The sequence below is a fragment of the Acinetobacter lwoffii genome (assembly GCF_019048525.1).
In the GTDB taxonomy this organism is placed as follows: Bacteria; Pseudomonadota; Gammaproteobacteria; order Pseudomonadales; family Moraxellaceae; genus Acinetobacter; species Acinetobacter lwoffii_K.
Genome location: NZ_CP077369.1, coordinates 1,989,258 through 2,010,714 on the forward strand (window position 1 = coordinate 1,989,258; position 21,457 = coordinate 2,010,714).

General features: G+C 42.9%; 18 protein-coding genes, 4 tRNA genes, 3 pseudogenes and 1 other annotated feature. Of the genes and pseudogenes, 10 read left to right on the top strand and 15 right to left on the bottom strand.

Features of this window, described 5'->3' with window-relative positions; all coding sequences use genetic code 11:
• Positions 1-83: 83 nt before the first annotated feature.
• The 7 genes and pseudogenes from I6L24_RS09300 to I6L24_RS09330 form a co-directional block, all read right to left on the bottom strand.
• Positions 84-407, bottom strand: a pseudogene (locus tag I6L24_RS09300) (DUF2726 domain-containing protein); the annotation flags it as partial.
• A gap of 61 nt (positions 408-468) precedes the next feature.
• A tRNA-Asn gene (locus tag I6L24_RS09305) sits at positions 469-544 on the bottom strand.
• 6 nt (positions 545-550) lie between these two features.
• Positions 551-626: transfer RNA gene (locus I6L24_RS09310), tRNA-Asn, on the bottom strand.
• Positions 627-917: 291 nt separating this feature from the next.
• A tRNA-Asn gene (locus tag I6L24_RS09315) sits at positions 918-993 on the bottom strand.
• A 5-nt stretch (positions 994-998) separates the two neighbouring features.
• Positions 999-1,074 (bottom strand) — tRNA-Asn (locus tag I6L24_RS09320).
• Positions 1,075-1,222: 148 nt separating this feature from the next.
• Positions 1,223-1,849, bottom strand: a complete 627-nt coding sequence (locus I6L24_RS09325) for a superoxide dismutase (protein ID WP_004646486.1) — start codon at positions 1,847-1,849, stop codon at positions 1,223-1,225.
• A 153-nt stretch (positions 1,850-2,002) separates the two neighbouring features.
• Positions 2,003-2,761 carry a Nif3-like dinuclear metal center hexameric protein gene (locus tag I6L24_RS09330; protein ID WP_004279653.1) on the bottom strand — a complete coding sequence of 253 codons (759 nt, stop codon included), beginning with the start codon at positions 2,759-2,761 and terminating at the stop codon, positions 2,003-2,005.
• Positions 2,762-2,931: 170 nt separating this feature from the next.
• Between I6L24_RS09330 and I6L24_RS09335 the strand changes: the two genes are divergently transcribed.
• Entirely contained in the window at positions 2,932-4,113 is a 1,182-nt protein-coding gene (locus I6L24_RS09335) for a S1C family serine protease (protein WP_004279655.1), read from the top strand.
• A 137-nt stretch (positions 4,114-4,250) separates the two neighbouring features.
• Positions 4,251-4,382, top strand: coding sequence for a hypothetical protein (locus I6L24_RS16740; protein WP_267460048.1), 132 nt, complete (start codon positions 4,251-4,253; stop codon positions 4,380-4,382).
• 17 nt (positions 4,383-4,399) lie between these two features.
• Here I6L24_RS16740 and I6L24_RS09340 read toward each other — a convergent pair.
• Positions 4,400-5,532 (bottom strand): IS3 family transposase gene (locus I6L24_RS09340; protein WP_227548722.1). Its coding sequence is split into 2 segments (ribosomal slippage): positions 4,400-5,280 and positions 5,280-5,532, totalling 1,134 coding nucleotides; the frame shifts between segments, so codons are not numbered across the junction.
• A gap of 342 nt (positions 5,533-5,874) precedes the next feature.
• On the opposite strand from I6L24_RS09340, the gene rutD reads away from it, so the two are divergent.
• The 7 genes from rutD to I6L24_RS09375 all read left to right on the top strand — a co-directional run bounded on the left by rutD (position 5,875) and on the right by I6L24_RS09375 (position 12,228).
• Complete coding sequence (rutD, locus tag I6L24_RS09345) at positions 5,875-6,666, top strand: pyrimidine utilization protein D (RefSeq protein ID WP_004279657.1); 792 nt, start codon at positions 5,875-5,877, stop codon at positions 6,664-6,666.
• 336 nt (positions 6,667-7,002) lie between these two features.
• Positions 7,003-8,109 carry a pyrimidine utilization protein A gene (rutA, locus tag I6L24_RS09350; RefSeq protein ID WP_004279658.1) on the top strand — a complete coding sequence of 369 codons (1,107 nt, stop codon included), beginning with the start codon at positions 7,003-7,005 and terminating at the stop codon, positions 8,107-8,109.
• Positions 8,106-8,834: a pyrimidine utilization protein B gene (rutB, locus tag I6L24_RS09355; protein ID WP_004279659.1), complete on the top strand. Its 729-nt coding sequence runs from the start codon at positions 8,106-8,108 to the stop codon at positions 8,832-8,834. The genes rutA and rutB overlap by 4 nt, the downstream gene beginning before the upstream one ends.
• Positions 8,835-8,900: 66 nt before the next feature.
• A complete protein-coding gene (rutC, locus tag I6L24_RS09360; RefSeq protein WP_004279660.1) occupies positions 8,901-9,281 on the top strand; it encodes a pyrimidine utilization protein C in 381 nt (126 codons plus the stop codon).
• 145 nt (positions 9,282-9,426) lie between these two features.
• On the top strand, positions 9,427-9,942 hold the full coding sequence (gene rutF / locus I6L24_RS09365) for an NADH-dependent FMN reductase RutF (RefSeq protein WP_004279661.1): 516 nt from the start codon (positions 9,427-9,429) through the stop codon (positions 9,940-9,942).
• A 33-nt stretch (positions 9,943-9,975) separates the two neighbouring features.
• Entirely contained in the window at positions 9,976-11,337 is a 1,362-nt protein-coding gene (gene rutG, locus I6L24_RS09370; RefSeq protein WP_005104604.1) for a pyrimidine utilization transport protein G, read from the top strand.
• Between the two features lie 51 nt (positions 11,338-11,388).
• Positions 11,389-12,228 carry an NAD(P)-dependent oxidoreductase gene (locus I6L24_RS09375; protein ID WP_005104603.1) on the top strand — a complete coding sequence of 280 codons (840 nt, stop codon included), beginning with the start codon at positions 11,389-11,391 and terminating at the stop codon, positions 12,226-12,228.
• Between the two features lie 133 nt (positions 12,229-12,361).
• Here the strand turns inward: I6L24_RS09375 and I6L24_RS09380 are convergent, their stop codons facing one another.
• From I6L24_RS09380 to lipA, 3 genes are all read right to left on the bottom strand, one after another.
• On the bottom strand, positions 12,362-12,754 hold the full coding sequence (locus I6L24_RS09380; protein ID WP_004279664.1) for a carboxymuconolactone decarboxylase family protein: 393 nt from the start codon (positions 12,752-12,754) through the stop codon (positions 12,362-12,364).
• A gap of 166 nt (positions 12,755-12,920) precedes the next feature.
• Positions 12,921-15,425 carry an acyl-CoA dehydrogenase gene (locus tag I6L24_RS09385; RefSeq protein WP_004279665.1) on the bottom strand — a complete coding sequence of 835 codons (2,505 nt, stop codon included), beginning with the start codon at positions 15,423-15,425 and terminating at the stop codon, positions 12,921-12,923.
• Between the two features lie 354 nt (positions 15,426-15,779).
• Positions 15,780-16,793, bottom strand: a complete 1,014-nt coding sequence (gene lipA, locus I6L24_RS09390) for a lipoyl synthase (RefSeq protein WP_004279666.1) — start codon at positions 16,791-16,793, stop codon at positions 15,780-15,782.
• Between the two features lie 213 nt (positions 16,794-17,006).
• Here lipA and sthA point away from each other — a divergent pair, with 213 nt between their 5' ends.
• A complete protein-coding gene (sthA, locus tag I6L24_RS09395) occupies positions 17,007-18,422 on the top strand; it encodes a Si-specific NAD(P)(+) transhydrogenase (protein WP_004646501.1) in 1,416 nt (471 codons plus the stop codon).
• A gap of 96 nt (positions 18,423-18,518) precedes the next feature.
• Here sthA and I6L24_RS09400 read toward each other — a convergent pair.
• The 4 genes and pseudogenes from I6L24_RS09400 to I6L24_RS09415 form a co-directional block, all read right to left on the bottom strand.
• A pseudogene (locus I6L24_RS09400) lies at positions 18,519-18,746 on the bottom strand (four-helix bundle copper-binding protein); the annotation flags it as partial.
• A gap of 36 nt (positions 18,747-18,782) precedes the next feature.
• Positions 18,783-20,002 (bottom strand): IS3 family transposase gene (locus tag I6L24_RS09405; RefSeq protein ID WP_216985949.1). Its coding sequence is split into 2 segments (ribosomal slippage): positions 18,783-19,726 and positions 19,726-20,002, totalling 1,221 coding nucleotides; the frame shifts between segments, so codons are not numbered across the junction.
• Positions 19,611-19,727 (bottom strand) — a sequence feature (AL1L pseudoknot). Its footprint overlaps the gene before it by 117 nt.
• A 50-nt stretch (positions 20,003-20,052) precedes the next feature.
• Positions 20,053-20,160, bottom strand: a pseudogene (locus I6L24_RS09410) (four-helix bundle copper-binding protein); the annotation flags it as partial.
• 279 nt (positions 20,161-20,439) lie between these two features.
• Positions 20,440-21,405, bottom strand: a complete 966-nt coding sequence (locus I6L24_RS09415) for a TauD/TfdA dioxygenase family protein (protein ID WP_004279669.1) — start codon at positions 21,403-21,405, stop codon at positions 20,440-20,442.
• Between the last annotated feature and the right edge of the window lie 52 nt (positions 21,406-21,457).

The following is a 21,457-nucleotide window of genomic DNA, read 5'->3' on the forward strand; positions in this document are numbered from 1 at the left end:
AATAATTAGAGATCAAAAAATGCACTATGTCAATGAAAAATATATAAAGAAACTTTTTGATAACTTTATTCAATTAGGAAAAGGGTACGATCATCCAGTTCGACAATCGCCACTACATTATATTCACGATCAAGTACCACGAAGTCTGTGACTTTGCGATTAAATTGATTGCGCATTTTCATCTGATCGTGCGTGATCAAAGCGCTAAACGCGACTTGTGCCAGAATGTGATGATGAGGAAAGGCATCTTTCAGACGTGTAAACATCCTGCTTTCAAAAGCAGTAATGACGCGCTTCGGATAGAATTTCTTTTGACGGGTGAAGAGATGTGGGAAGAGCAGGCAAACTAATGCAAAAGTTGCCAGGCAGCCAATCACAAAAAATATAAACTGACTCAAATTAAACACAGATCACAAAAGGGGAGAATAAAAAAACCCACTTCGCAATGAGTGGGTTTCTTCAGAATCTTGGCTCTCCCACCTGGGCTCGAACCAGGGACCTGCGGATTAACAGTCCGTCGCTCTACCGACTGAGCTATGGGAGAATAGATTGGCTCTCCAACCTGGGCTCGAACCAGGGACCTGCGGATTAACAGTCCGTCGCTCTACCGACTGAGCTATTGGAGAATCTGACAGCGATTATAGAGAGATTTGAAAAGGGGTCAAGGCACTTTTAGAAAAAAGCTGAAGAAATTGAATCAAGTGTTTTAAAAATAGTCGAAAAGGTTTGTAGTTTAAACTGTTATGTTTATGTAAACCGGTCCTAACAGCAAAATCGCGATCAGCCTGAATTTTGATAAGTGATCTGGATCATAAGAAATGAGCGGTTGATCGCGCATATAAATCAATATGATCTCAATTTAAAAAATACAGCTATAAAAAAACCCACTTCGCAATGAGTGGGTTTCTTCAGAATCTTGGCTCTTCCACCTGGGCTCGAACCAGGGACCTGCGGATTAACAGTCCGTCGCTCTACCGACTGAGCTATGGAAGAATATATGGCTCTCCAACCTGGGCTCGAACCAGGGACCTGCGGATTAACAGTCCGTCGCTCTACCGACTGAGCTATTGGAGAATCTGATCGGCATTTTAGGGATGAATAACCAGGTCGTCAATCAATTAATGTAAAGAAATGAATTGTTTGCTTCATAAATATTCATTTAGAGCCTAAAAATAAAAAAATCACCCGAAGTGGGTGATTTTTTTAGCAAAGAAATAAAAAATTATTTCTCAACACCTGCAGGCTGACCTGCATATTTCGCATTTGCATAATCCCAGTTTACTAGGCTTTCTAGGAAAGTAGAGATGTACTTAGGACGAGCATTACGGAAATCGATGTAGTAAGCGTGTTCCCAAACGTCAATCGTCAACACTGCAATTTTACCGTGCGCCATTGGCGTATCAGCATTTGAAGTTTTCATGATAGAAAGCTGACCGTTTACTTCGTCAGCCACTAACCAAGCCCAACCTGAACCAAACTGAGTAGTTGCAGCAGCAGCAAATTCTTCAGCAAATTTTTCATAAGAACCGAAAGCTTCGTCAATTTTTGCAGCCAAAGTACCAGTTGCTTTACCGCCACCGTTTTTAGCCATACAGTTCCAGTAGAACGTGTGGTTCCAAACTTGAGCCGCGTTATTGAAAACACCTGCTTTAGAAGCATCACCAGCAGTTGCTGTAATAATTTCTTCTAGAGTTTTGCCTTCAAGCTCAGTACCAGCGATCAGGTTATTCAGGTTAACCACATACGTATTGTGGTGTTTGTCGTGATGGTATTCTAAAGTTTCCTTGCTGATGTGTGGAGCAAGATCTTCGTAGCCGTAAGGTAATGCTGGTAAAGTAATGGTTGTCATGTTCTCAATTCCTTGCATTTTGCTGGGTTTTAACAATAAGTGGCTTTATTGTAATAGATAATCGGGCAGAAATGGGCATCGTGTATAAATAACAATACAGAATAAAGCCTGAAAATATATGAATAAAGCCACTGATCATAACCGTCAGTCGAATTAAATCGGATTGTTTAATTCGAAATAATCATACTCAATATTAAACTGTTCTGAAATAGCCTTGCCAAGGCGTTGCACACCGTATTTTTCAGTCGCATGATGGCCACAAGCATAATAATGCACATTCAGTTCCTGAGCTTCATAAAAGGTGCGTTCGCTCACTTCACCTGAAATATAGGCATCACAATCTTGTAGTGCCGCTTTTTGAATATAATCCTGCGCACCACCGGTACAGAAACCGACTTTATGGATTTGAGTTTTTTCAGCAGGAAGATGAATCGCATCAAAGCCCAGCTTTTCTGAAACATAATTTTTAAAATCTTCCGGACTCATTGGCTGTTTTAAATAGCCAATATTGCCAATTGGACGTTTCTCACTCGGATCAAGCTGTTCGATATTTTCGAGTTCTAATAAATCCGCAATGGCGGCATTATTTCCCAGTGTTGGATGACTGTCTAAAGGCAGATGATAGCCAACCAGTGAGATATCATGTTGAATCAGGGTTTTAATGCGTTTACCACGCATTCCCGTAATCGGATAGGCTTCTCCTTTCCAGAAATAGCCATGATGAACCAGCAATAAATCTGCGCCTTGCTCAATTGCAGCTTCAATTGCACTCTGGGAGGCGGTCACGGCACAGAGGATTTTATTCACTTCGGATTTGCCTTCAATCTGCAAGCCATTCGGTGCATAGTCCTTAAATTCACGTGCTGCCAAAGTCTGGTCACACCATTGAATAATATCGTTCAAATTCGCCATAAAATTCCTGTAAGTTTAAAAACTTGCCCATATTTATCTATAGGTCTAATTGTAACTAAAGCTGCACAAATCTCTGTGGAATTTTTTGTGTTTAGTTATGTATTTAGCATTACAATAGGACACAAATTACTTAGTCATCAACGAATTAAAATATTTTAGAGGATAGCAACGTGCGCCGCACCTTTACATGGTTACCCTGGGTGTTACTGATTTTAGTCATTATCGGTTTTTTGGGGTGGCAACAACTACAAAAACCAAAGGCACCAGTTGCGCCAGATGGCGTCAAAATGCCTGCTGAAAAAGTAGAGCCGTTGATTGATACGTCGCGCTCAGGAGGCGTGGTCTCCTACAGTGCTGCTGTAAAAGTGGCAGCCCCGGCTGTCGTGAATATTTTTACTACCCAAAAAGTCAAGCAACAGGCGCATCCTTTACTGACCGATCCGGTATTTCGTGAATTCTTTGGCGATCAGTTGCCTGACCAGTATGGACAAAGCCCGAATGAAAACAGTTTAGGTTCGGGTGTAATTGTACGTCCAGACGGTTATATCCTGACCAATAACCACGTGATTGCGCAGGCCGATCAGATTGTAGTGGCTTTGCAGGATGGACGTCGTGCCGAAGCTAAAGTGGTCGGAACTGACCCGGATACCGATCTGGCCGTGATCAAGATTGAACTGACGCAATTGCCAGTTTTGCCATTTAAACTCAGTGGCAATGAAGTCGGTGATGTGGTTCTGGCCATTGGTAATCCTTTTGGTGTTGGGCAAACCGTGACGCAGGGGATTATCTCGGCAACGGGCCGTTCAGATTTGGGTATCAATACCTATGAAGACTTTGTACAGACCGATGCTGCAATTAACCCGGGTAACTCGGGCGGTGCACTTATTGATGTCGCCGGTAATTTAATTGGTGTGAATACTGCAATTTTCTCGCAGTCTGGTGGTTCGCTGGGGATTGGTTTTGCCATTCCGGCCAAAATTTGTCAGCAGGTGATGAATGCCATTTTGAAAGATGGCCGTGTGGTTCGTGGCTGGTTAGGGATCAGCTTATTACCTGCAGAGCGTGATGATGTCCTGCAACCCAAAGAAAAAGGTGTGACGGTCGCAGAAGTGCTACCGAATGGACCTGCTGCCAAGGCTGGAATCCAGCGTGGCGATAAGATTATGAAAGTAAATGAGGAAGAGATTAGTTCTGCCTCACATCTGATTAATTTTGTGGCCTTGCAAAAGCCAAACAGTACCATTCAGATTGAAATTGAGCGGGCAGGAAAAACCATGATCCTAGAGGTTGTGGTGACTGAACGTAAGGCACAAGACAGTGCTTCACAATATATTCCTCTGCCAGGCCAATAAGTTTGATTAAAAAAAATCCCTCATGATGAGGGATTTTTTTTATACTTTCTTTCAGCATGTTCTGATACAAAAGTGAAATATTAAGCGTTTTATAAATCATTTAGCTTAGTGAAATAACATTAAAAGAGAAAATAAAAATGAATTTTATGACGGCAGATCAGGCCAAAATTTTATCTAATGTTGCTAACCTGAATATTGAAATGTATAAGCCACGTCTGGCGCAACAGAGGTGGTCCCACTTGTTTGAACAACTAAAAGCTTATTTATAAGTGATATTCTGCTCTAGTTAAGCTACCTTATTTTGTTGTGGTAGCTGGTCATAGTAAAACTCATCTGGAGTCATTTTGTCCAGACTCGAATGAGGTCGTTTCAAATTATAAAATTCAAAATATGCGTTTAATTGCTTCTTCGCATCCAAAACATTGCTGTAGGCTTTGAGATAAACCTCCTCATATTTAACGCTCCGCCATAATCGTTCAATCATCACATTATCGACCCAACGACCTTTACCGTCCATGCTGATTTGGATGTCATTTGATTTTAACACTTCAATAAACGCATCACTGGTAAATTGACTGCCTTGGTCTGTATTAAAGATTTCAGGTCGACCATATTTTTCAATAGCTTCATTTAATGTTTCTATACAAAATGCAACCTCCATACTAATCGATACGCTATGGGCAAGCACCTTACGGCTGTACCAATCAATCACAGCACATAAGTAGACAAAGCCTTTTGCCATAGGGATATACGTTATATCCGTTGCCCACACTTGATTACTCCGTTGAATATTCAATCCTTTGAGCAGATATGGATATTTACGGTGAGCTTGATTGGCCTGACTTAGATTTGGTTTACGATATAACGCATTAATGCCCATTTTTTTCATTAAAGTACGTGTATGACGTCGTCCTATATGATGTCCTTGACGGTTCAATAAATCACGCATCATACGGCTACCTGCAAAAGGGTATTGCATATGTAATTCATCAATACAGCGCATCAGCTTCAGATCTGATGCACTCACAGGTTTTGGGCGATAGTAATAACAACCACGGGAGACTTTCAGTAGCTTAGCTTGCTTAGATACTGAAATCTGAAGTGAGTCGTCGATTAACTTTTGTGGTTGAAGCGGCCCAGTTTCTTCAACACACCTTCTAAAAAATCAATTTCTAATGCCTGCTCACCGATTTTTGCATGTAGTTTTTTTAGATCAATGGGTGGTTCTGCTGGAGCTTTTGATTGATCGAAGGCTTGCGAGGAAGCCGAAATCAATTGATTTTTCCAGTCAATAATTTGGTTTTGATGAACATCAAATTCAGCACTCAATTCAGCAAGTGTTTTTTCTGCTTTAATCGCAGCAAGTGCTACCTTAGCTTTAAAATCATTTGAATGATTTCTTCTTGGTCTACGTGTCATAAAATACTCCATATATTGATGTTTATAACATCATTTGGGGAGCAAAATATCACTTATAGGTGTTGTTCAAATTTCCTGATCCACCTCTCAACTGATTGAAGATAATGCCCGGCAAGGCAATACAGCGGTACTGACAGTTTTTCCCAAACATCTGCCTTTGGAAGATATCCGTGCCTTGTCTGCCGAGTTAACAGATCTGGGTTATAACGTACGTTTTGAAGTACAAGAATTTTATTACAGCTTTAATGTCTACTGGCTGTAATTTTAACAGTTGTTCAAAAAAGGTCCTGTTTAGGCATATATTTTGCTGCGTTCATCTCATATTTAAACTATGAGAAATTTATGTCTTTATTTATTCATCATGCAGCACAGGCAGATGCACCTTATGTGGTGCTTTCGTCCGGACTGGGCGGACATGCCAGTTTCTGGAATCCTCAAATTAGAGTTTTACAGCAGCATTTTCATGTGGTTACTTATGACCAGGAAGGCTGTCATTCAGATTCTGAACTCTTGCCCACGCCTTATTCGATCGACCATATGGCCGGCCAGATTCTGGATTTATTGATCAATGATGGCATTCGAGAGTTTCATTTTATCGGGCATGCGTTGGGCGGACATATCGGCATGCAACTGGCGACCTATCAGGCTGAAAGAAAGTTTAAGCTGCTCAGTTTGACCATGTTAAATGCTTGGGGAGAGCTGGATGCTCATACTCAGAAGTGTTTCGAAGCCCGGACTTCGTTATTGCTCAATAGCAAGGCAGAGGCATATGTGAGAGCACAGGCTTTATTTCTTTATCCGCCGCAGTGGATTTCAACCCATATTGATCAGTTAACCGAAGCAGAAAATAAGCAGCTCCTTGACTTTCCACCGATCAAAAATGTTCTGGCACGCCTACAAGCCGTGCAGACTTTTAAACTAAACACAGAACATCAACAGGCACTCAAAGATATTCCTATACATCTGCTTGCCAATCAGAATGATTTCCTGGTGCCTTATCAACGGTCACAGCAATTACAGCAATGCTTGCCGCATAGTCAGCTAAGTTTGCTTGCTACAGGTGCACATGCATCTACTGTGACCGAGACAGATCAGGTGAATCAACTGATCCTTTCATTCCTGATTTCCCCTTAGTTTGAAGATTTTTTTAAAGCCAGACCTCGTGTCTGGTTTTTTATTTTTTCTAATCAATCATTTTTGTAGCATCAGCATGGTTTTTACTTCGAATTGATGCATGAACTGCAAATGCAAAAATTGCTACGAGTGCACTTGAATGAAACAATATGTTCAAAATTGACTCATAGGTAAAAATGGTTATTTTACTAAAAATTCAAAAAATAAAATATTAAGTAATTGATAATTATAAATTAAATATAGTTGGCACACGCTTTGCAATGTTTATCTTGTAAATAAAATTCCCGAAGTGGAATCAGAATTTTGAATAAGTGTTAAAAATAATGAGGTGTGAAAATGAAAATAGGTGTCTTCTGTCCAATTGGAAATAACGGCTGGTTAATCTCTGAAAATGCACCACAGTACATGCCGACTTTTGAGTTAAACAAACAAATCGTACAACGTGCTGAACACTATGGTTTCGATTTCGCACTCTCCATGATCAAGCTGCGTGGCTTTGGTGGCAAGACCGAATTCTGGGAACATAACCTGGAAACTTTCACCCTGATGGCGGGTCTCGCAGCCGTGACCAGCAAAATTCAAATTTATGCAACGGCAGCCACTTTGGTCATGCCACCGGCAATTGTGGCACGTATGGCGTCTACCATTGATTCTATTTCTAATGGCCGTTTTGGTCTAAATGTGGTGACTGGCTGGCAACCACCTGAATATACCCAAATGGGTATGTGGCCAGGTAATGACTATTTTGGTAAACGCTATGAATATCTGTCTGAATATGTACAAATTCTGCGTGAACTTTGGGCGACTGGTAAGTCAGACTTTAAGGGCGAACATTTCCAGATGGAAGATTGCCGTGTCAGCCCACGTCCACAAGCGGATATGAAAATTATCTGCGCAGGTCAGTCTGATGCAGGTTTAGAGTTTTCTGCACAATATGCCGATTATAACTTCGTGTTTGGTAAAGGCTTGAATACTCCAACAGCTTATGCAGAAATTAATGACCGCCTAAAAGAAAAAACAGATGTAACTGGCCGTGATGTACAGACTTATGTGCTGTTTATGGTGATTGCTGCAGAAACTGATGAAGAAGCTCAAGCCAAATGGCAGCACTATAACGATGGTGCCGACATGGAAGCGATTAACTGGCTGATGAATCAAGGCGGTAAAGATACGACTTCTGGTACAGATACCAATATCCGTCAAATGGCTTCGAGTGTATCTCCAGTGAATATCAATATGGGTACGCTGGTGGGTTCCTATGGAAATGTGGCACGAATGTTGGATGAAATTGGCGAGATCAAGGGTACCGAAGGTGTGCTACTGACTTTTGATGATTTTATTCAAGGCGTTGAAAATTTCGGTCAGAAAATCCAGCCACTGATGAAATGTCGTGATCATATTGTCATTGAAGATGCAGCACCGGTTATGGAGAAAAGCGCATGAGTGAATCAGTCGTAACAGCCGGTTTTACTGAAAAACTCGGCACAGGAAAAACCCTTAAAGCTGAACCCGAAGCGATTTGTCTTGCACCAGAACAAACAGCTTTGATCGTCATTGATATGCAGAATGCTTATACCTCGCAAGGCGGCTATCTGGATCTGGCGGGCTTTGATGTCTCAAAGACCAAGCCAGTAGTGGAAAATATTAAAAAGGCTGTTGATGCTGCACATGCAGCTGGTATTCAGGTGATTTATTTCAAAAATGGCTGGGATGCGGAATATAAGGAAGCGGGTGGTAAGGACTCTCCAAATTTCCATAAATCCAATGCCTTAAAGACCATGCGTAAACATCCTGAATTACAGGGACAGTTATTGGCCAAAGGTAGTTGGGATTTTGAACTGATTGATGAGTTAAAGCCATTGCCACAAGACTTGGTGATCGAAAAGCCACGTTATAGCGGTTTCTTTAATACCGCGTTGGACAGCATGTTGCGTGTGCGAGGAATCCGTAATCTGGTCTTTGTCGGAATTGCCACCAACGTTTGTGTGGAATCGACGCTACGTGATGGCTTCTTCCTGGAGTATTTCGGTGTCGCACTTGCTGATGCCTGCTATCAGGCAGGTCCAGCCGAAGCTCATGAAGCCAGTCTGTATAACATCAAGACCTTCTTTGGTTGGGTGTCAGATACTGCAAATTTTGTCGAGACCTTTCAAAAAGAAAGTGAGTAACTAAAAGAAACTAAATCAGCTGTAAGCGCATAAAGAATTAAAGATCAGAATTAAGGAAAAAATAGTATGCCTAAAGAAATCATTATTCCAGCAGGAACATCGAAACCATTAGCACCTTATGTACCGGCAACCAAGGCAGACAATATTGTGTATGTATCCGGTACATTAGCTTTTGATGAAAATAATAATGTGGTGCATGTCGGTGATGCCGCAGCACAGACCCGTCATATTCTGGAAACTATCAAGCGTGTGATTGAAGAAGCCGGTGGCAGCATGGATGACGTAACGTTTAACCATGTCTTTGTCAAAGACTGGGCAGATTATGCTGCGATTAATACAGTTTATGCTGAGTATTTCCCGGGAGATAAACCGGCACGTTATTGCGTACAGACAGGTTTGGCCAAACCTGATGCGCTGGTCGAAATTGCTTCGATTGCCCATGTATAAGCCGATCCACCTGATTCAATCTCATTACTAGATGCCCCAGGTCTGAAACTGAATATTGACTTGGGGGAGGGAGAACAGCATGAATGCCAAACTATCTAAAATCATCACAGAAACAGTTGTAGAAAATAACGCATTAAATAAGGTTTTGGCGACTAACGCATCAGATGACATCTTTACCCAGGTCGATCAGCAGATTTTCCGTCAGGGCATGTCTAATCTAGGTGCTGCAGTGAATGTCATTACCACGCAAGGCGATGCAGGAATGGCTGGATTTACCGCTTCGGCCGTATGTAGCGTGACGGATACACCACCAACGTTACTGGTGTGCCTGAACCGTTCTGCGTCAGTCTATGAAACCTTTAAAAAGAATCAGGTGTTGTGTGTGAATACCCTGGCATCACATCAACAAAATCTTTCCAATCTGTTTGGTGGAAAAACACCAATGGCAGAGCGTTTCAGTCAGGGGAACTGGAAAACTTTGGTGACCCAATCGCCTGTACTTGAAGATGCCTTAGTCAGTTTTGACTGCGAGGTGGTCCAATGTTTATCCGTAGGCAGTCATGACGTGCTGTTCTGTGAGGTGAAAGCCATGTGCCAGAGTCAAGGCAATGCGCTGATGTACTTTAACCGTTCTTACTGTGAGCCACACAAAATGTGCTAAATCAATTCAGTCCTAATCAAGGAGGGGAAGCCGATGCAAGAAAAAGAAACGTGGTTTCCAAAATTTAAGCCTTACCAAGGCAATCTCGATACCACACCCGTGCAAACAGATGAATATCTGCCTGCTGGGAAAAGTATTATTCTCGGGTTACAGCATGTGTTTGCGATGTTTGGGGCAACCGTGCTGGCGCCACTTTTAATGGGGTTTGATCCCAATCTCACGATTTTTATTACCGGGATTGGCACCATTTTATTTTTCCTGATCACTGGCGGTCGATTGCCAAGTTATCTGGGGTCTAGTTTTGCCTTTATTGGCGCCGTGGTGGCGGTCACAGGCTACTCCGGAGCAGGGGCGAATCCCAATATCGGGCTGGCGCTTGGCGGTACCATTGCTTGCGGTATTGTCTATGCCTTGATTGGTCTGCTGGTCATGAAAACCGGTACCAACTGGATTGAAAAACTGATGCCGCCAGTAGTGACAGGCGTGATTGTGATGATCATTGGTTTGAACCTGGCGCCAGTCGCAATTAAGAGTGTTTCAGCGAACCAGTTTGATTCCTGGATGGCATTAATCACCATTATCTGTATCAGTGTGATTGCTGTGTTTACCCGAGGAATGGTACGCCGTCTGTTGCTGTTATTGGGCTTATTGTCTTCCTATCTGATTTACTTCCTTTTCACAAACGTCATGGGCTTCGGATCTGCGATTGATTTTACCAAAGTCAGTGAAGCAGCATGGTTTGGTTTGCCGAATTTCCAGAGTCCGGTCTTTGAAATGAATGCCATGCTGATGATTGCACCAGTGGCCATTATTCTGGTTGCAGAAAATCTTGGGCACTTTAAAGCGGTATCCGCAATGACTGGTAAAAATCTGTCGCCGTATATAGGACGCGGTTTCTTTGCAGATGGGGTTTGTACTTCATTATCCGCTTCTGTCGGCGGTACCGGGATGACCACTTATGCTGAAAATATCGGTGTGATGGCAGTGACCAAAGTGTACGCCACCACCGTATTTATTTTTGCCGGGATCTTCGCTATTTTGCTGGGACTTTCACCTAAATTTGGTGCGGTGATCAGTACCATTCCAGTAGCTTTATTGGGTGGCGCATCGATTGTGGTCTTCGGGTTGATTACTGTGGCGGGTGCCAAAATCTGGGTGGATAACCATGTTGATTTTACCAAGAACAGTACCCTGATTATTGGTGCGGTGTGTCTGATTATGGGGACAGGTAATTATAGCTTGCAGATTGGTGGTTTCGATTTGGGTGGTATCGGTACTGCGACTTTGGCTGCGATTTTGTTGAACCTGTTCCTAAATCGTGGTGAAGATAAAGAATTGCCAGCATCTGAACCAGCTGAAACCGTAACTGAGGTTGAGGCTAAGCCAGTCGCTTAATATGAGGAGCATTTTTTGAGTCATTCAATTGCATTTTTAGGACTCGGGGCAATGGGCTGGCATATGGCCTCCCATTTGCCAAAACTCGGGCATCAGGTTTGGGTCTGGAATCGAACTGAACAGAAAGCTGTAACGCATGCTGAAATTTTTGCAACTCAAGCAGTGAGTATTAAGCAGGCGGTTCAGGCAGATTTTATCTTTTCCTGTTTGCCGACCAGTCAGGATGTGGAAGCATTGATTGCAGCCCATCCACCCAAACAAGGTGCAATCTGGATTGACTGTACCAGCGGTGTACCGGAATCTGCCCAAAAACTGGCGAAGCTCTTGGAGCAACAAGGCAGTTTTTATCTGGATGCTCCAGTATCCGGTCAGACTGTTGGGGCAGAAAAAGGCACTTTAACTGTGATGGTGGGTGGCAATGAACAAGCCTTTGAACGAGCCAAACCGATCATTGATGCCTTTGCTGGCCTGATTGAATATGTGGGAGAAAGCGGTTCTGGCTTTGCGGTAAAAGCTGTGAATAATACCTTAATGGCGACTCACTTATGGGCATTGGCTGAAGGGCTGACTGTGCTGAAAGGGCAGGGTGTTGATTTAAGCAGTGCACTAAACTGTATTAATCATTCCAGTGGTAAAAGCAGCATGTCGGAAAATATCATGGCACAGCGTGTACTAAGCCGTGAATTTAATAAGACCTTTGCACTGGATCTATTACAGAAAGATATTGGCATTGCCTTGGAGTTGGTACAGCAACAGCAACTGGATTTATCAGTAATGTCTTTGGTTCAGCAAGAGTTTCAGCAGATTGCCAAACCACAGGCCAGTCAGCTGGATTTCTCCGCTGCGGTGCAAGGACTGGAACAGCGGACTCAAATTAAATTAAGAGGATAATCTTTTCAAACAATATTAAAGACAGTGTTAAAGACGTTATAGCTATAGATATATCAGTTTAAAATTTAAAAAGCCGGGAATTTTAATTCCCGGCTTTATTATTGATAAGCCAGTTAAATAGCCTAGGCAGTTCTTAATTCTGTTGATTTGTCTGATATTCCTGAATCACTTCAAGCGCTGCACGGAAGGCTTCCTGAGTAGCTGGGGCACCGCAGTAAGGCAGGCTATGCAGTAGTACTTCCTGAATTTCTTCAACTGTTGCACCATTATTCAAAGCGCCACGAACATGGCCTTTCAATTCAGTTGGGCTTTTTTGCGCGGTAAGAAAAGCAATAGTAATTAAAGAACGATATTTACGTGGTAAAACCCCTTCACGTTGCCAGGTCGAACCCCAGGCATGTTCATTAATCCAGTCCTGCAAAGGCTGAGTAAAAGGAACCGTATTGTCCTGAGCGCGCTTTACAAAGCTTGAACCCATCACTTCAGTACGGACTTTCAAGCCATTTTCATAATCTTGTTGTGACATCATTGACCCTCAATTTTATTATGAGTCTAGCTTAACGTTTTATCTCTTAAATACCATCGTGCAATAGTCGTAAAAAAGTGGCTTAATAGCCACTTGAGATATCCAAAGTGAAATCAGGAAATAACTTCACTTTGTAATCAAGGTCTGATTTAGATAAAAGTTCTATCTAAGGACTGGTTGAATGTGAAGGTGCACTTTGAACTGAAGTATCAGTACCTGTTGCATCTGCTTTCGAAATATGAGGATTTTCCAGCTCCAATACTTCCTGTAAATGCAAATCGAAGACATCAGTCAACATGCTGTCATAGCGACGCGCATTATAGTGCAGTAACTTATTGGCTTCTTCTTCATTAATAAAGCCTTGTTCATGCGCATCAGCCACATGATCAGCAAAACTGAGTCCCTTGAATTGACCTTTGTTTTCAGCTTTTTTAAAGCGATCCCAAAGCTGCTCAATTTCCAATAACATGGTGAAGGTTGATTCCATACGACCATTTACATCATCTTCCGCTGTGCTATAGAAAACATGCTTTTTCAGTACTTTCCGGAAAGCATTGTCTTCCATCATACTGTTGGCTACCTGCTGTTTTAGCTGGTCTGACGGTTTTTTCAATGGGCGGCCAAGTGGGAAACATAACAGTTTGACCATACCTGCTGCTGCACCTGATGGAAAGTTGGCAAACAGATCGAAAAAAGCTTCTTGCGCTGTATACAGAGACTTTTCTACCGCAAGCTGTGCATGTAAACGCTCATCTTCAGTCTTTTTGCTATGCTCAAAATATTTCAGAATTGAGGAAGCAATAAACAGATGTGCATGAATATCGGCCAGACGACCCGAAAGCATTTCCTTACGTTTGATATCCCCTGCGAGTAAACCTAGGCACATATCCGCAGTTAAAGCAAAGTTGGCACTCAGCCGATTAATGATCTTATAATAAGGCTGGGTGAAATCAACCGCACTTTGCGGCGCAGCACTTGAGCCACCTGTAAAGGCATAGGCAAAGGAGCGAGCAGTCCGGTTAAAGGTGTAACCCAAATGCTTAAACAGCAAGTTATCAAAAGGATTTAGAGCCGCTGCCGAGTCTTCTGCCTGTAAGAGCTGTAATTCTTCATATAGATAAGGATGGCAGCGCATTGAACCCTGTCCAAAAATCATCAAGGAACGACTGAGAATATTGGCGCCTTCGACGGTAATGGAGACTGGAATTGCCTGATAGTAAGGTGCCAGAAAGTTACGCGGCCCCATCTGAATGGCACGACCACCGACCACATCCATGCCGTGATTGACCACTTTACGCATGCCTTCAGTTGCATAGTATTTGGCAATCGCCGTCATTACGGCAGGCTTGCCACCCTGATTCAGACCACAGGTGACCAGATAACGGAAGGCTTCCAGCATATAGGTGTCACTGGCGATTTCACTATTGGCTTCCTGAACACCCTCAAACTTGCCAACTGAAATCTTGAATTGCTGACGAATACGAGAGAAAGCACCCACATTTAAATAAGTCATTTCTGAAGTAGAAGTAGACAGCGCTGGTAGGGAAATGCCACGACCGACTGCCAAACATTCCATCAGCATGCGCCATCCTTTACCGGCATTTTTTACGCCACCAATAATCCAGTCCAGTGGAATAAAGACATCTTTACCTTCCACTGTTCCATTCATGAATGGCGGTCCCGGGTTATGCCGTGGTCCCACTATTACGCCTTCATGACTGGCAGGAAGCAGGGCACAGGTAATGCCATATTCAGTCTGTTCACCCAAAAGATGATCCGGATCATACATTTTAAAGGCCAGACCCACCACTGTCGCAATTGGTGCCAAAGTAATCCAGCGTTTGGAAAAATTCATTCTCAGACCGAGTACTTCCTGACCTTCAAACTGGCCATAGCAGACTACACCGGTATCAGGAATCGCACCAGCATCGGAACCGGCCTCCGGACTGGTCAAACCGAAACAGGGAATTTCTTCGCCTCGCGCCAGACCCGGCAGATAACGGTCTTTCTGTTCTTCGGTACCATAATGCAGTAACAGCTCGCCTGGTCCGAGTGAGTTCGGTACCATACAACTCACGGCTGTGGTCAGAGATCGCGAAGCAATCTTGCTCATCACCCGACTTTGGGCAAAGGAGCTAAAGGCACGACCGCCGTATTCTTTGGGAATAATCAGGCCTAAGAAACCATGTTCCTTAATATATTGCCAGACATGATCAGGCAGCGCTTTCTGCTCATGGATTTCCCATTCATCCAGCATGCTGCACAAGGTCTCAACCTCATTGTCCAGAAAAGCTTGTTCTTCTAGCGATAATTTGGGATAGGGATAACTGTTAAAGGTTTCCCAGTTCGGTGCACCCATAAACAGTTCTTTTTCCCACCAGCTGGTTCCGGAGTCCAGTGCTTCACGTTCTGTCGGGCTGATACTCGGCATGGCATTGGCCAGTGCTTTATAGGCCGGTTTAGAAATGAACGACATACGTAAAGGGTCGATCATCACCACAAGGCTAATCAGGATCAGCGGAATGCCGAGAATAAGTGACCATGGGCTAATAAAGGCACAGACTACTGACATGACAATTAGTGCAATTGCACCCGCGCTACGGGAGAGCTGAAAATAGAAAACCGCCCATAAACTAAGTAATAGCAGTAGTACAGCAAATATAAATAGCATTGTTATAGTTCTCCAGATTTATACAACGCTGCCTGTGCCGAGATCTCATAGAATTTTTGTCACAGTTCATTCATTTTTTTTGTCGCTTGAGGATCGGACAGGTTCAGCATTGCACGTGTGAGAATGATCGTTTTCAAGTCTTGCAACGATATTTTTAAATCTTTCATCTATTTTTGAGATTGTTTGAAAAATGCTCAGTCTTCAAGTGAGAACGCGCAAAGAAATGTGAAGATAAGTAATGACTTAATCTTATCTAAAATAAAAAATGGCGTTTAACGCTGAGTAGAATTTCAATTATGGATATTAAAAAGCCCTCTACAAGAGAGGGCTTTTATTTCATTTGTTTAAACAGGACTAAGCTTCAATGGCCTGGACTGCAATTTTTTTTGCAGGATCCACTTTACGACGCACTGCTGGTACAGGTTCGCCGTAGTATTGGCGGTCGGCAAAGTAGCTTGAACGAACCATTGGTGCTGCCCAGATATTGCGGAAGCCGAGTTTTTGACCATGTTCGGTATAACGCTCGAATTCTTCAGGTGTCACAAAGCGGTCAATCGCTGCATGTTCTTTTGAAGGCTGCAAATACTGACCAATCGTCACATAATCTACGCCATGCGCATATAAATCATCAAGCAGGGCAAGCACTTCTTCTTCAGTTTCACCAATACCGACCATCAGACCACATTTGGTTGGTACGTCCGGGCAGTATTCTTTAAACATTTTCAGCAGGTTTAAAGAGTGTTGATAGTCAGAACCTGGACGCATGGCTTTATATAAACGCGGTACAGTTTCGATATTGTGGTTAAACACATCTGGTGGGCATTCAGTCATGATGCGCAGCGCGATATCCATACGACCACGGAAATCTGGCACCAGAATTTCCAGCAGGGTATTCGGGCTTAGAGCACGCGCTTCTTTAATACAATCTACAAAATGCTGTGCACCGCCATCCAGTAAATCATCACGGTCTACCGAAGTGATCACTGCATATTTCAAACCCAGATTGGCAATAGTTTCTGCCATATGACGCGGTTCATCTGCATCGAGTGCATTTGGACGGCCATGAGCCACATCACAGAACGGACAACGACGGGTACAGATATCGCCCATAATCATGAAAGTCGCAGTACCGCCACCAAAACATTCAGGCAGGTTTGGACAGGCGGCTTCTTCGCACACCGTATGTAATTTTTGCTGACGTAGTGTGGTTTTAATACGTTGAACTTCTTCAGGTGCCGCCATTTTCACCCGGATCCAGTCCGGCTTGCGTGGCGTTTCAACCGTAGGAACAACTTTTACAGGAATGCGGGCAACTTTTTCCGCACCGCGAAGTTTGACGCCCTGTTCAGGTTTACGGTTTTCAGACATATTCAACTTTTCCACTGTTTTTGAAGGGGGAGATACTCAAAGATAGCGCAGTTATTATAACGGACTTCGTTCTAAATAGGGCAAAAAGGGGTATTCATTTAAAAAATGTTCTTATCAAGCAATATATGTGAGTTAAATACACCAAATCAACAGGATTTACGTCATAATAAGAGTGTAGATTAAAGTGAATTTTTTAATTTTGAGGAGCGTTGAATGCCACGTAAAAAAGAGGTCGTTAGTGGGACTTTCGTTAAATATGATGCGGTAGTTCTAGGTTCGGGCCCTGCGGGCGAAGGCGCGGCAATGAAACTTGCCAAATCTGGTAAGCGTGTTGCAATCGTTGAGATGCGTGAACAGCTGGGTGGTAACTGTACCCATGTCGGTACGATTCCAAGTAAAGCATTGCGTCAAACAGTATCCAGTATTATCCGTTATCAACGTGATCCACTGTTTCAAAAAGTCGGGGACTGGAAGCAGTTCACCATGAAGCAAGTGTTGCGTCATGCACATAAAGTTATTCAACAACAAGTAGATACACATTCACGTTTCTACGACCGCAATAAAATTGATATTTATCATGGTCGTGCCTATATTCAGGATCAAAATACCATTTTTGTATTTAACCCAGATGGCATTAAAGAAACGCTGATGTTCAAGCAACTGGTCATTGCCAGCGGCTCGCGTCCATATCGTCCAGACATTCTTGATTTTAATCATCCACGTGTATTTGATTCAGACAAAATTCTGGATCTGGACTATTCCATCCAGAAAATCATTATTTATGGTGCAGGTGTAATCGGTTGTGAATATGCCTCGATCTTTATTGGTCTAGGACATAAAGTCGACTTGATCAACACCCAACACAAACTTTTAAGCTATCTGGATGATGAAATTTCTGATGCACTGTCTTATCACTTGCGTGAACAGGGTGTATTGATTCGTCATAATGAACAGATCGACTTTTTAGAAACATTTGACGACCATGTGGTGATGCACACGCAAAGCGGCAAGAAAATTAAAGCCGACGCGATTTTGTGGTGTAATGGCCGTTCAGGCAATACCGATGGTCTAGGCCTTGAAAATGTCGGCCTGAAACCGAACAGCCGTGGTCAATTGACTGTGAATGATCAATATCAGACTGAAGTAGAAAATATCTACGCTGCCGGTGATGTAATCGGTTGGCCTTCGCTAGCCTCTGCTGCCTATGACCAAGGTCGTTGCGCAGGTGCCAATATGAGCGGCGAGAAAGACGTTGCGCCGGTGACTGATATTCCAACCGGGATTTATACCATTCCTGAAATTTCTTCGATTGGTAAGACTGAACAGCAGCTGACTGAAGAAAAAATTCCGTATGAAGTCGGTCAGGCATCATTCCGTCATTTGGCACGTGCACAGATTACCGGTGATACTATGGGTGAATTAAAGATTCTGTTCCATCGCGAAACATTGGAAGTTTTGGGTGTACATTGCTTCGGTAATAATGCCTCTGAAATTATCCATATTGGTCAGGCAGTCATGAACAGCCCGAACAATACCATCAAGTACTTCGTAGAAACCACGTTTAACTATCCGACTATGGCGGAAGCGTATCGTGTAGCCACACTGAATGGTATGAACCGTTTATTCTAAGTGAGATATTTGACTTAGACAGAAAAACCGCAAGTCTTCACTTGCGGTTTTTTTATTGGAAGTGATTAAGTCAGTCAAGTTGATCAAATCGAATTTTTAAGCCGCCATTTTTCGGCATTCTTCAGCACAGCGGCGGCATGCTTCGGCACATTGCTGACAATGTTCATCTTCATGATGACCACATTCTTCTACACAGTAGTCACAGGCTTTCGCACAAAGTTCACATATTTCATGCATGAATGGAGATTGCTTTTGTTCCATACGGGCGCAAAGCTGACAGATATCTGCACAGTCCAGACAGCGCTGGATACACTCCCGCATTGAACCGTACCGGGTTTGTCGGAGACTTTTTTATTTAAGTTAAGCCACCTGACCTAACGGGTTAATCTTATCATAGTACATTGCTTCAAACTCAAAAGGCGACACATAACCCAGTGCACTGTGTACACGCTTTTTATTGAACCAATCTACCCAGTTTAGTGTCGCAAGTTGTACATCTGCTAAACCTTGCCAATCTGCTTTTAAATATTCAATCACCTCTGTTTTGTATAAGCCATTCACCGTTTCAGCCAAAGCATTATCGTATGAATCACCAGTTGTACCGACTGATGCTCGTAAATTTGCTGCTTCTAAACGATTGGTATAGCGAATCGAAAGATATTGCACACCCCTGTCGGAATGATGAATCACATTCTTTGGCATGCCTCGATCGTGCAATGCTTGCTCAAGTGCATCGAGCACCATATCTGTATTCATTCGTGTAGATACTTTCCATCCAACAATTGCTCGTGAGAACACATCAATAATAAAGGCGGTATAGACCCAGCCTGAATGAGTTTGAATATACGTAAAGTCACTGACCCATAATTGGTCAGGTCGATCAGCACTAAAATTACGTTTCACTAAATCATCTGCTCGTTTTTGATCATCTCGGTTGCGGGTAGTTTGTTTGTTCTTACCACGCCAAACACCTTGTATATCTAGCTTCTGCATCAATCGAGCAACTGTACAACGTGCAATAACATAGCCTTCACGTTTCAATTTTTGCCAAACTTTACGTACACCATATCGACCTGAACTTTCCTTCCAAATTCGTTTAATTTGTTCAGCATGATGCTTATCATGTAGATCTCGTTTCGCTCGATGTTCTGGATTGTCAGCGAGATCTAAAGTTCGGTAATAGGTTGAAGCTGCGATCGGTAAAATCCTACAAATCGCATCAACACCATATAAGTCTTTATTGTTATGGATAAAATCCACCATTATTTGTGTGGGCGGTCGAGCTCCGCCTGGGCGAAAAAAGCGGCTGCTTTACGTAGAATTTCATTGGCACGCTTTAATTCTTTAATTTCACGTTCCATTTGCTTCATTTTTTCTTGATCAGATATCTGTTGTACTTTAATAGGATTTTGCTGATCTAAATGCTTTTGATGCCAGGCACGAAGTGTTTCAGGAGTACAACCAATCTTAGGCGCAATTGCTGTGATTGCAGCCCAAGTAGAAGGATAATCTTTTTCAGATTCAATTAGTAATTGAACCGCTCTTTCTCTAATTTCGGGGGTATAGGTTGGTTTTTTCATCGGAATAGTCTCTCAGAATATTGAGTCTCCGACAAACCCGGTACGGTTCACATCATCTCCAGATCTTCTTCTTTAAGACAGGCACTGGCACAGTTGGCACATGCCAGGGAACAGTTCATACAGGTTTGCACACAATCTGAAAATTGAAGCTGATTCATTATCGTTTCCTCTTTCCATAGGTTTATTGCTGATTTTCTAATACGCTAAGCAGAAAAAGGAAAATACACTAGGCAGATTAGGTGAGGAAAAGTAAACAGGCGCTTTGTTTTGTTAAGGAATTTACTATCTATACTTATATTCAGAGTTAGATAGTTTTATTATTCGAGAAAATAAAAAACCATTGGGCCGGTCAAAGTCTCAATGGTAGAGGATTTACATGTGAGTCATTATTATCGAAGGTTGTAATGACCTTTCTTGTTATTCTGATTTTCTCATTTCTAAAACGGACGGCTACCCGCCAGACTGATGCGTTTTAATAAACGGCGCTGATCAGCCGGGAATGGACGGCGTGAGTGCAAAGTCACCTGATTATCCCAGAACACGATATCGCCAATTTCCCAGTGATGTTCATAAGCGAACTCAGGTTTTGAAATATGCTCACGTAATTTTGCGATCAGTTGACTGCCAGCCTGATCATCATAATTGACCAGTTCGACTTCGGTATGCGTATTCAGCCAAAGTGCTTTACGACCGGATTCAGGATGAGTGCGCACCAGTGGATGTGGATAGGCATGACTTAATATGGGCTGATCTTTAAAGCGATACAGCGGGCTATTGCCATAACCTTGATCATCAGCCTGATCTCTGGTTTTTTGACGGCGCACGAAAGGGTTATAAGTAATCAGTTGCAGCTGATCAATCTGTGCTTTGGTTTCTTTATTGAGTGCATCATAGGCTTTAATGGTATTGATCCAGCTGGTCTGTCCACCGTTCTGAGGCAGTTCAATCGCATACAATAAGGAAGCAAAAGAGGGTAAAGGTGTCCATTGATGATCGGTATGTGGAGTCAGTTCACCATGCCCGGTATAGTCTCCCTGACCGACGGCATTGGAAACCGGCACGACATCGGGTGGAACACCGCTATCGGACTGCGCAGCCAATACCGGGGTATCTGCACCTGGGCGGAAAATGGAACCGAAATAAGTTGAAAATGCCAAGTATTGTAAATCATCCAGACTTTGCTGCTTAAAGATCAAAATCAGATGCTCGGCCAGAGCCTGTTTTAACTGTAAAATGGTTTCAGATGACTGGGCTTTACGGGCATCCAGACCAAAGACCACTGCGCCTAAGGCCTGATCTGTTTGCGGTACAATCTTGATTTCAGCCGGATGTTGAAATTGATCTTGCTGATGCCAGCGTGGAGCATCATGAATGGCTTGTGAAAGTTGGGTTAAGCTGGTCATTATAAAGTCTCAGAATTTTCTTGTTGATGAGAATCTAAGAAAATTCCGGACT

Excerpts from the sequence above, each read along its gene's own strand:
- I6L24_RS09325 (WP_004646486.1), bottom strand. The coding sequence starts at position 1,849 with ATGACAACCATTACTTTACCAGCATTACCTTACGGCTACGAAGATCTT.
- I6L24_RS09330 (WP_004279653.1), bottom strand. The coding sequence starts at position 2,761 with ATGGCGAATTTGAACGATATTATTCAATGGTGTGACCAGACTTTGGCA.
- I6L24_RS16740 (WP_267460048.1), top strand. The coding sequence starts at position 4,251 with ATGAATTTTATGACGGCAGATCAGGCCAAAATTTTATCTAATGTTGCT.
- rutD (WP_004279657.1), top strand. The coding sequence starts at position 5,875 with ATGTCTTTATTTATTCATCATGCAGCACAGGCAGATGCACCTTATGTG.
- rutA (WP_004279658.1), top strand. The coding sequence starts at position 7,003 with ATGAAAATAGGTGTCTTCTGTCCAATTGGAAATAACGGCTGGTTAATC.
- rutB (WP_004279659.1), top strand. The coding sequence starts at position 8,106 with ATGAGTGAATCAGTCGTAACAGCCGGTTTTACTGAAAAACTCGGCACA.
- rutC (WP_004279660.1), top strand. The coding sequence starts at position 8,901 with ATGCCTAAAGAAATCATTATTCCAGCAGGAACATCGAAACCATTAGCA.
- rutG (WP_005104604.1), top strand. The coding sequence starts at position 9,976 with ATGCAAGAAAAAGAAACGTGGTTTCCAAAATTTAAGCCTTACCAAGGC.
- I6L24_RS09375 (WP_005104603.1), top strand. The coding sequence starts at position 11,389 with ATGGGCTGGCATATGGCCTCCCATTTGCCAAAACTCGGGCATCAGGTT.
- I6L24_RS09380 (WP_004279664.1), bottom strand. The coding sequence starts at position 12,754 with ATGTCACAACAAGATTATGAAAATGGCTTGAAAGTCCGTACTGAAGTG.
- I6L24_RS09385 (WP_004279665.1), bottom strand. The coding sequence starts at position 15,425 with ATGCTATTTATATTTGCTGTACTACTGCTATTACTTAGTTTATGGGCG.
- lipA (WP_004279666.1), bottom strand. The coding sequence starts at position 16,793 with ATGTCTGAAAACCGTAAACCTGAACAGGGCGTCAAACTTCGCGGTGCG.
- sthA (WP_004646501.1), top strand. The coding sequence starts at position 17,007 with ATGCCACGTAAAAAAGAGGTCGTTAGTGGGACTTTCGTTAAATATGAT.
- I6L24_RS09415 (WP_004279669.1), bottom strand. The coding sequence starts at position 21,405 with ATGACCAGCTTAACCCAACTTTCACAAGCCATTCATGATGCTCCACGC.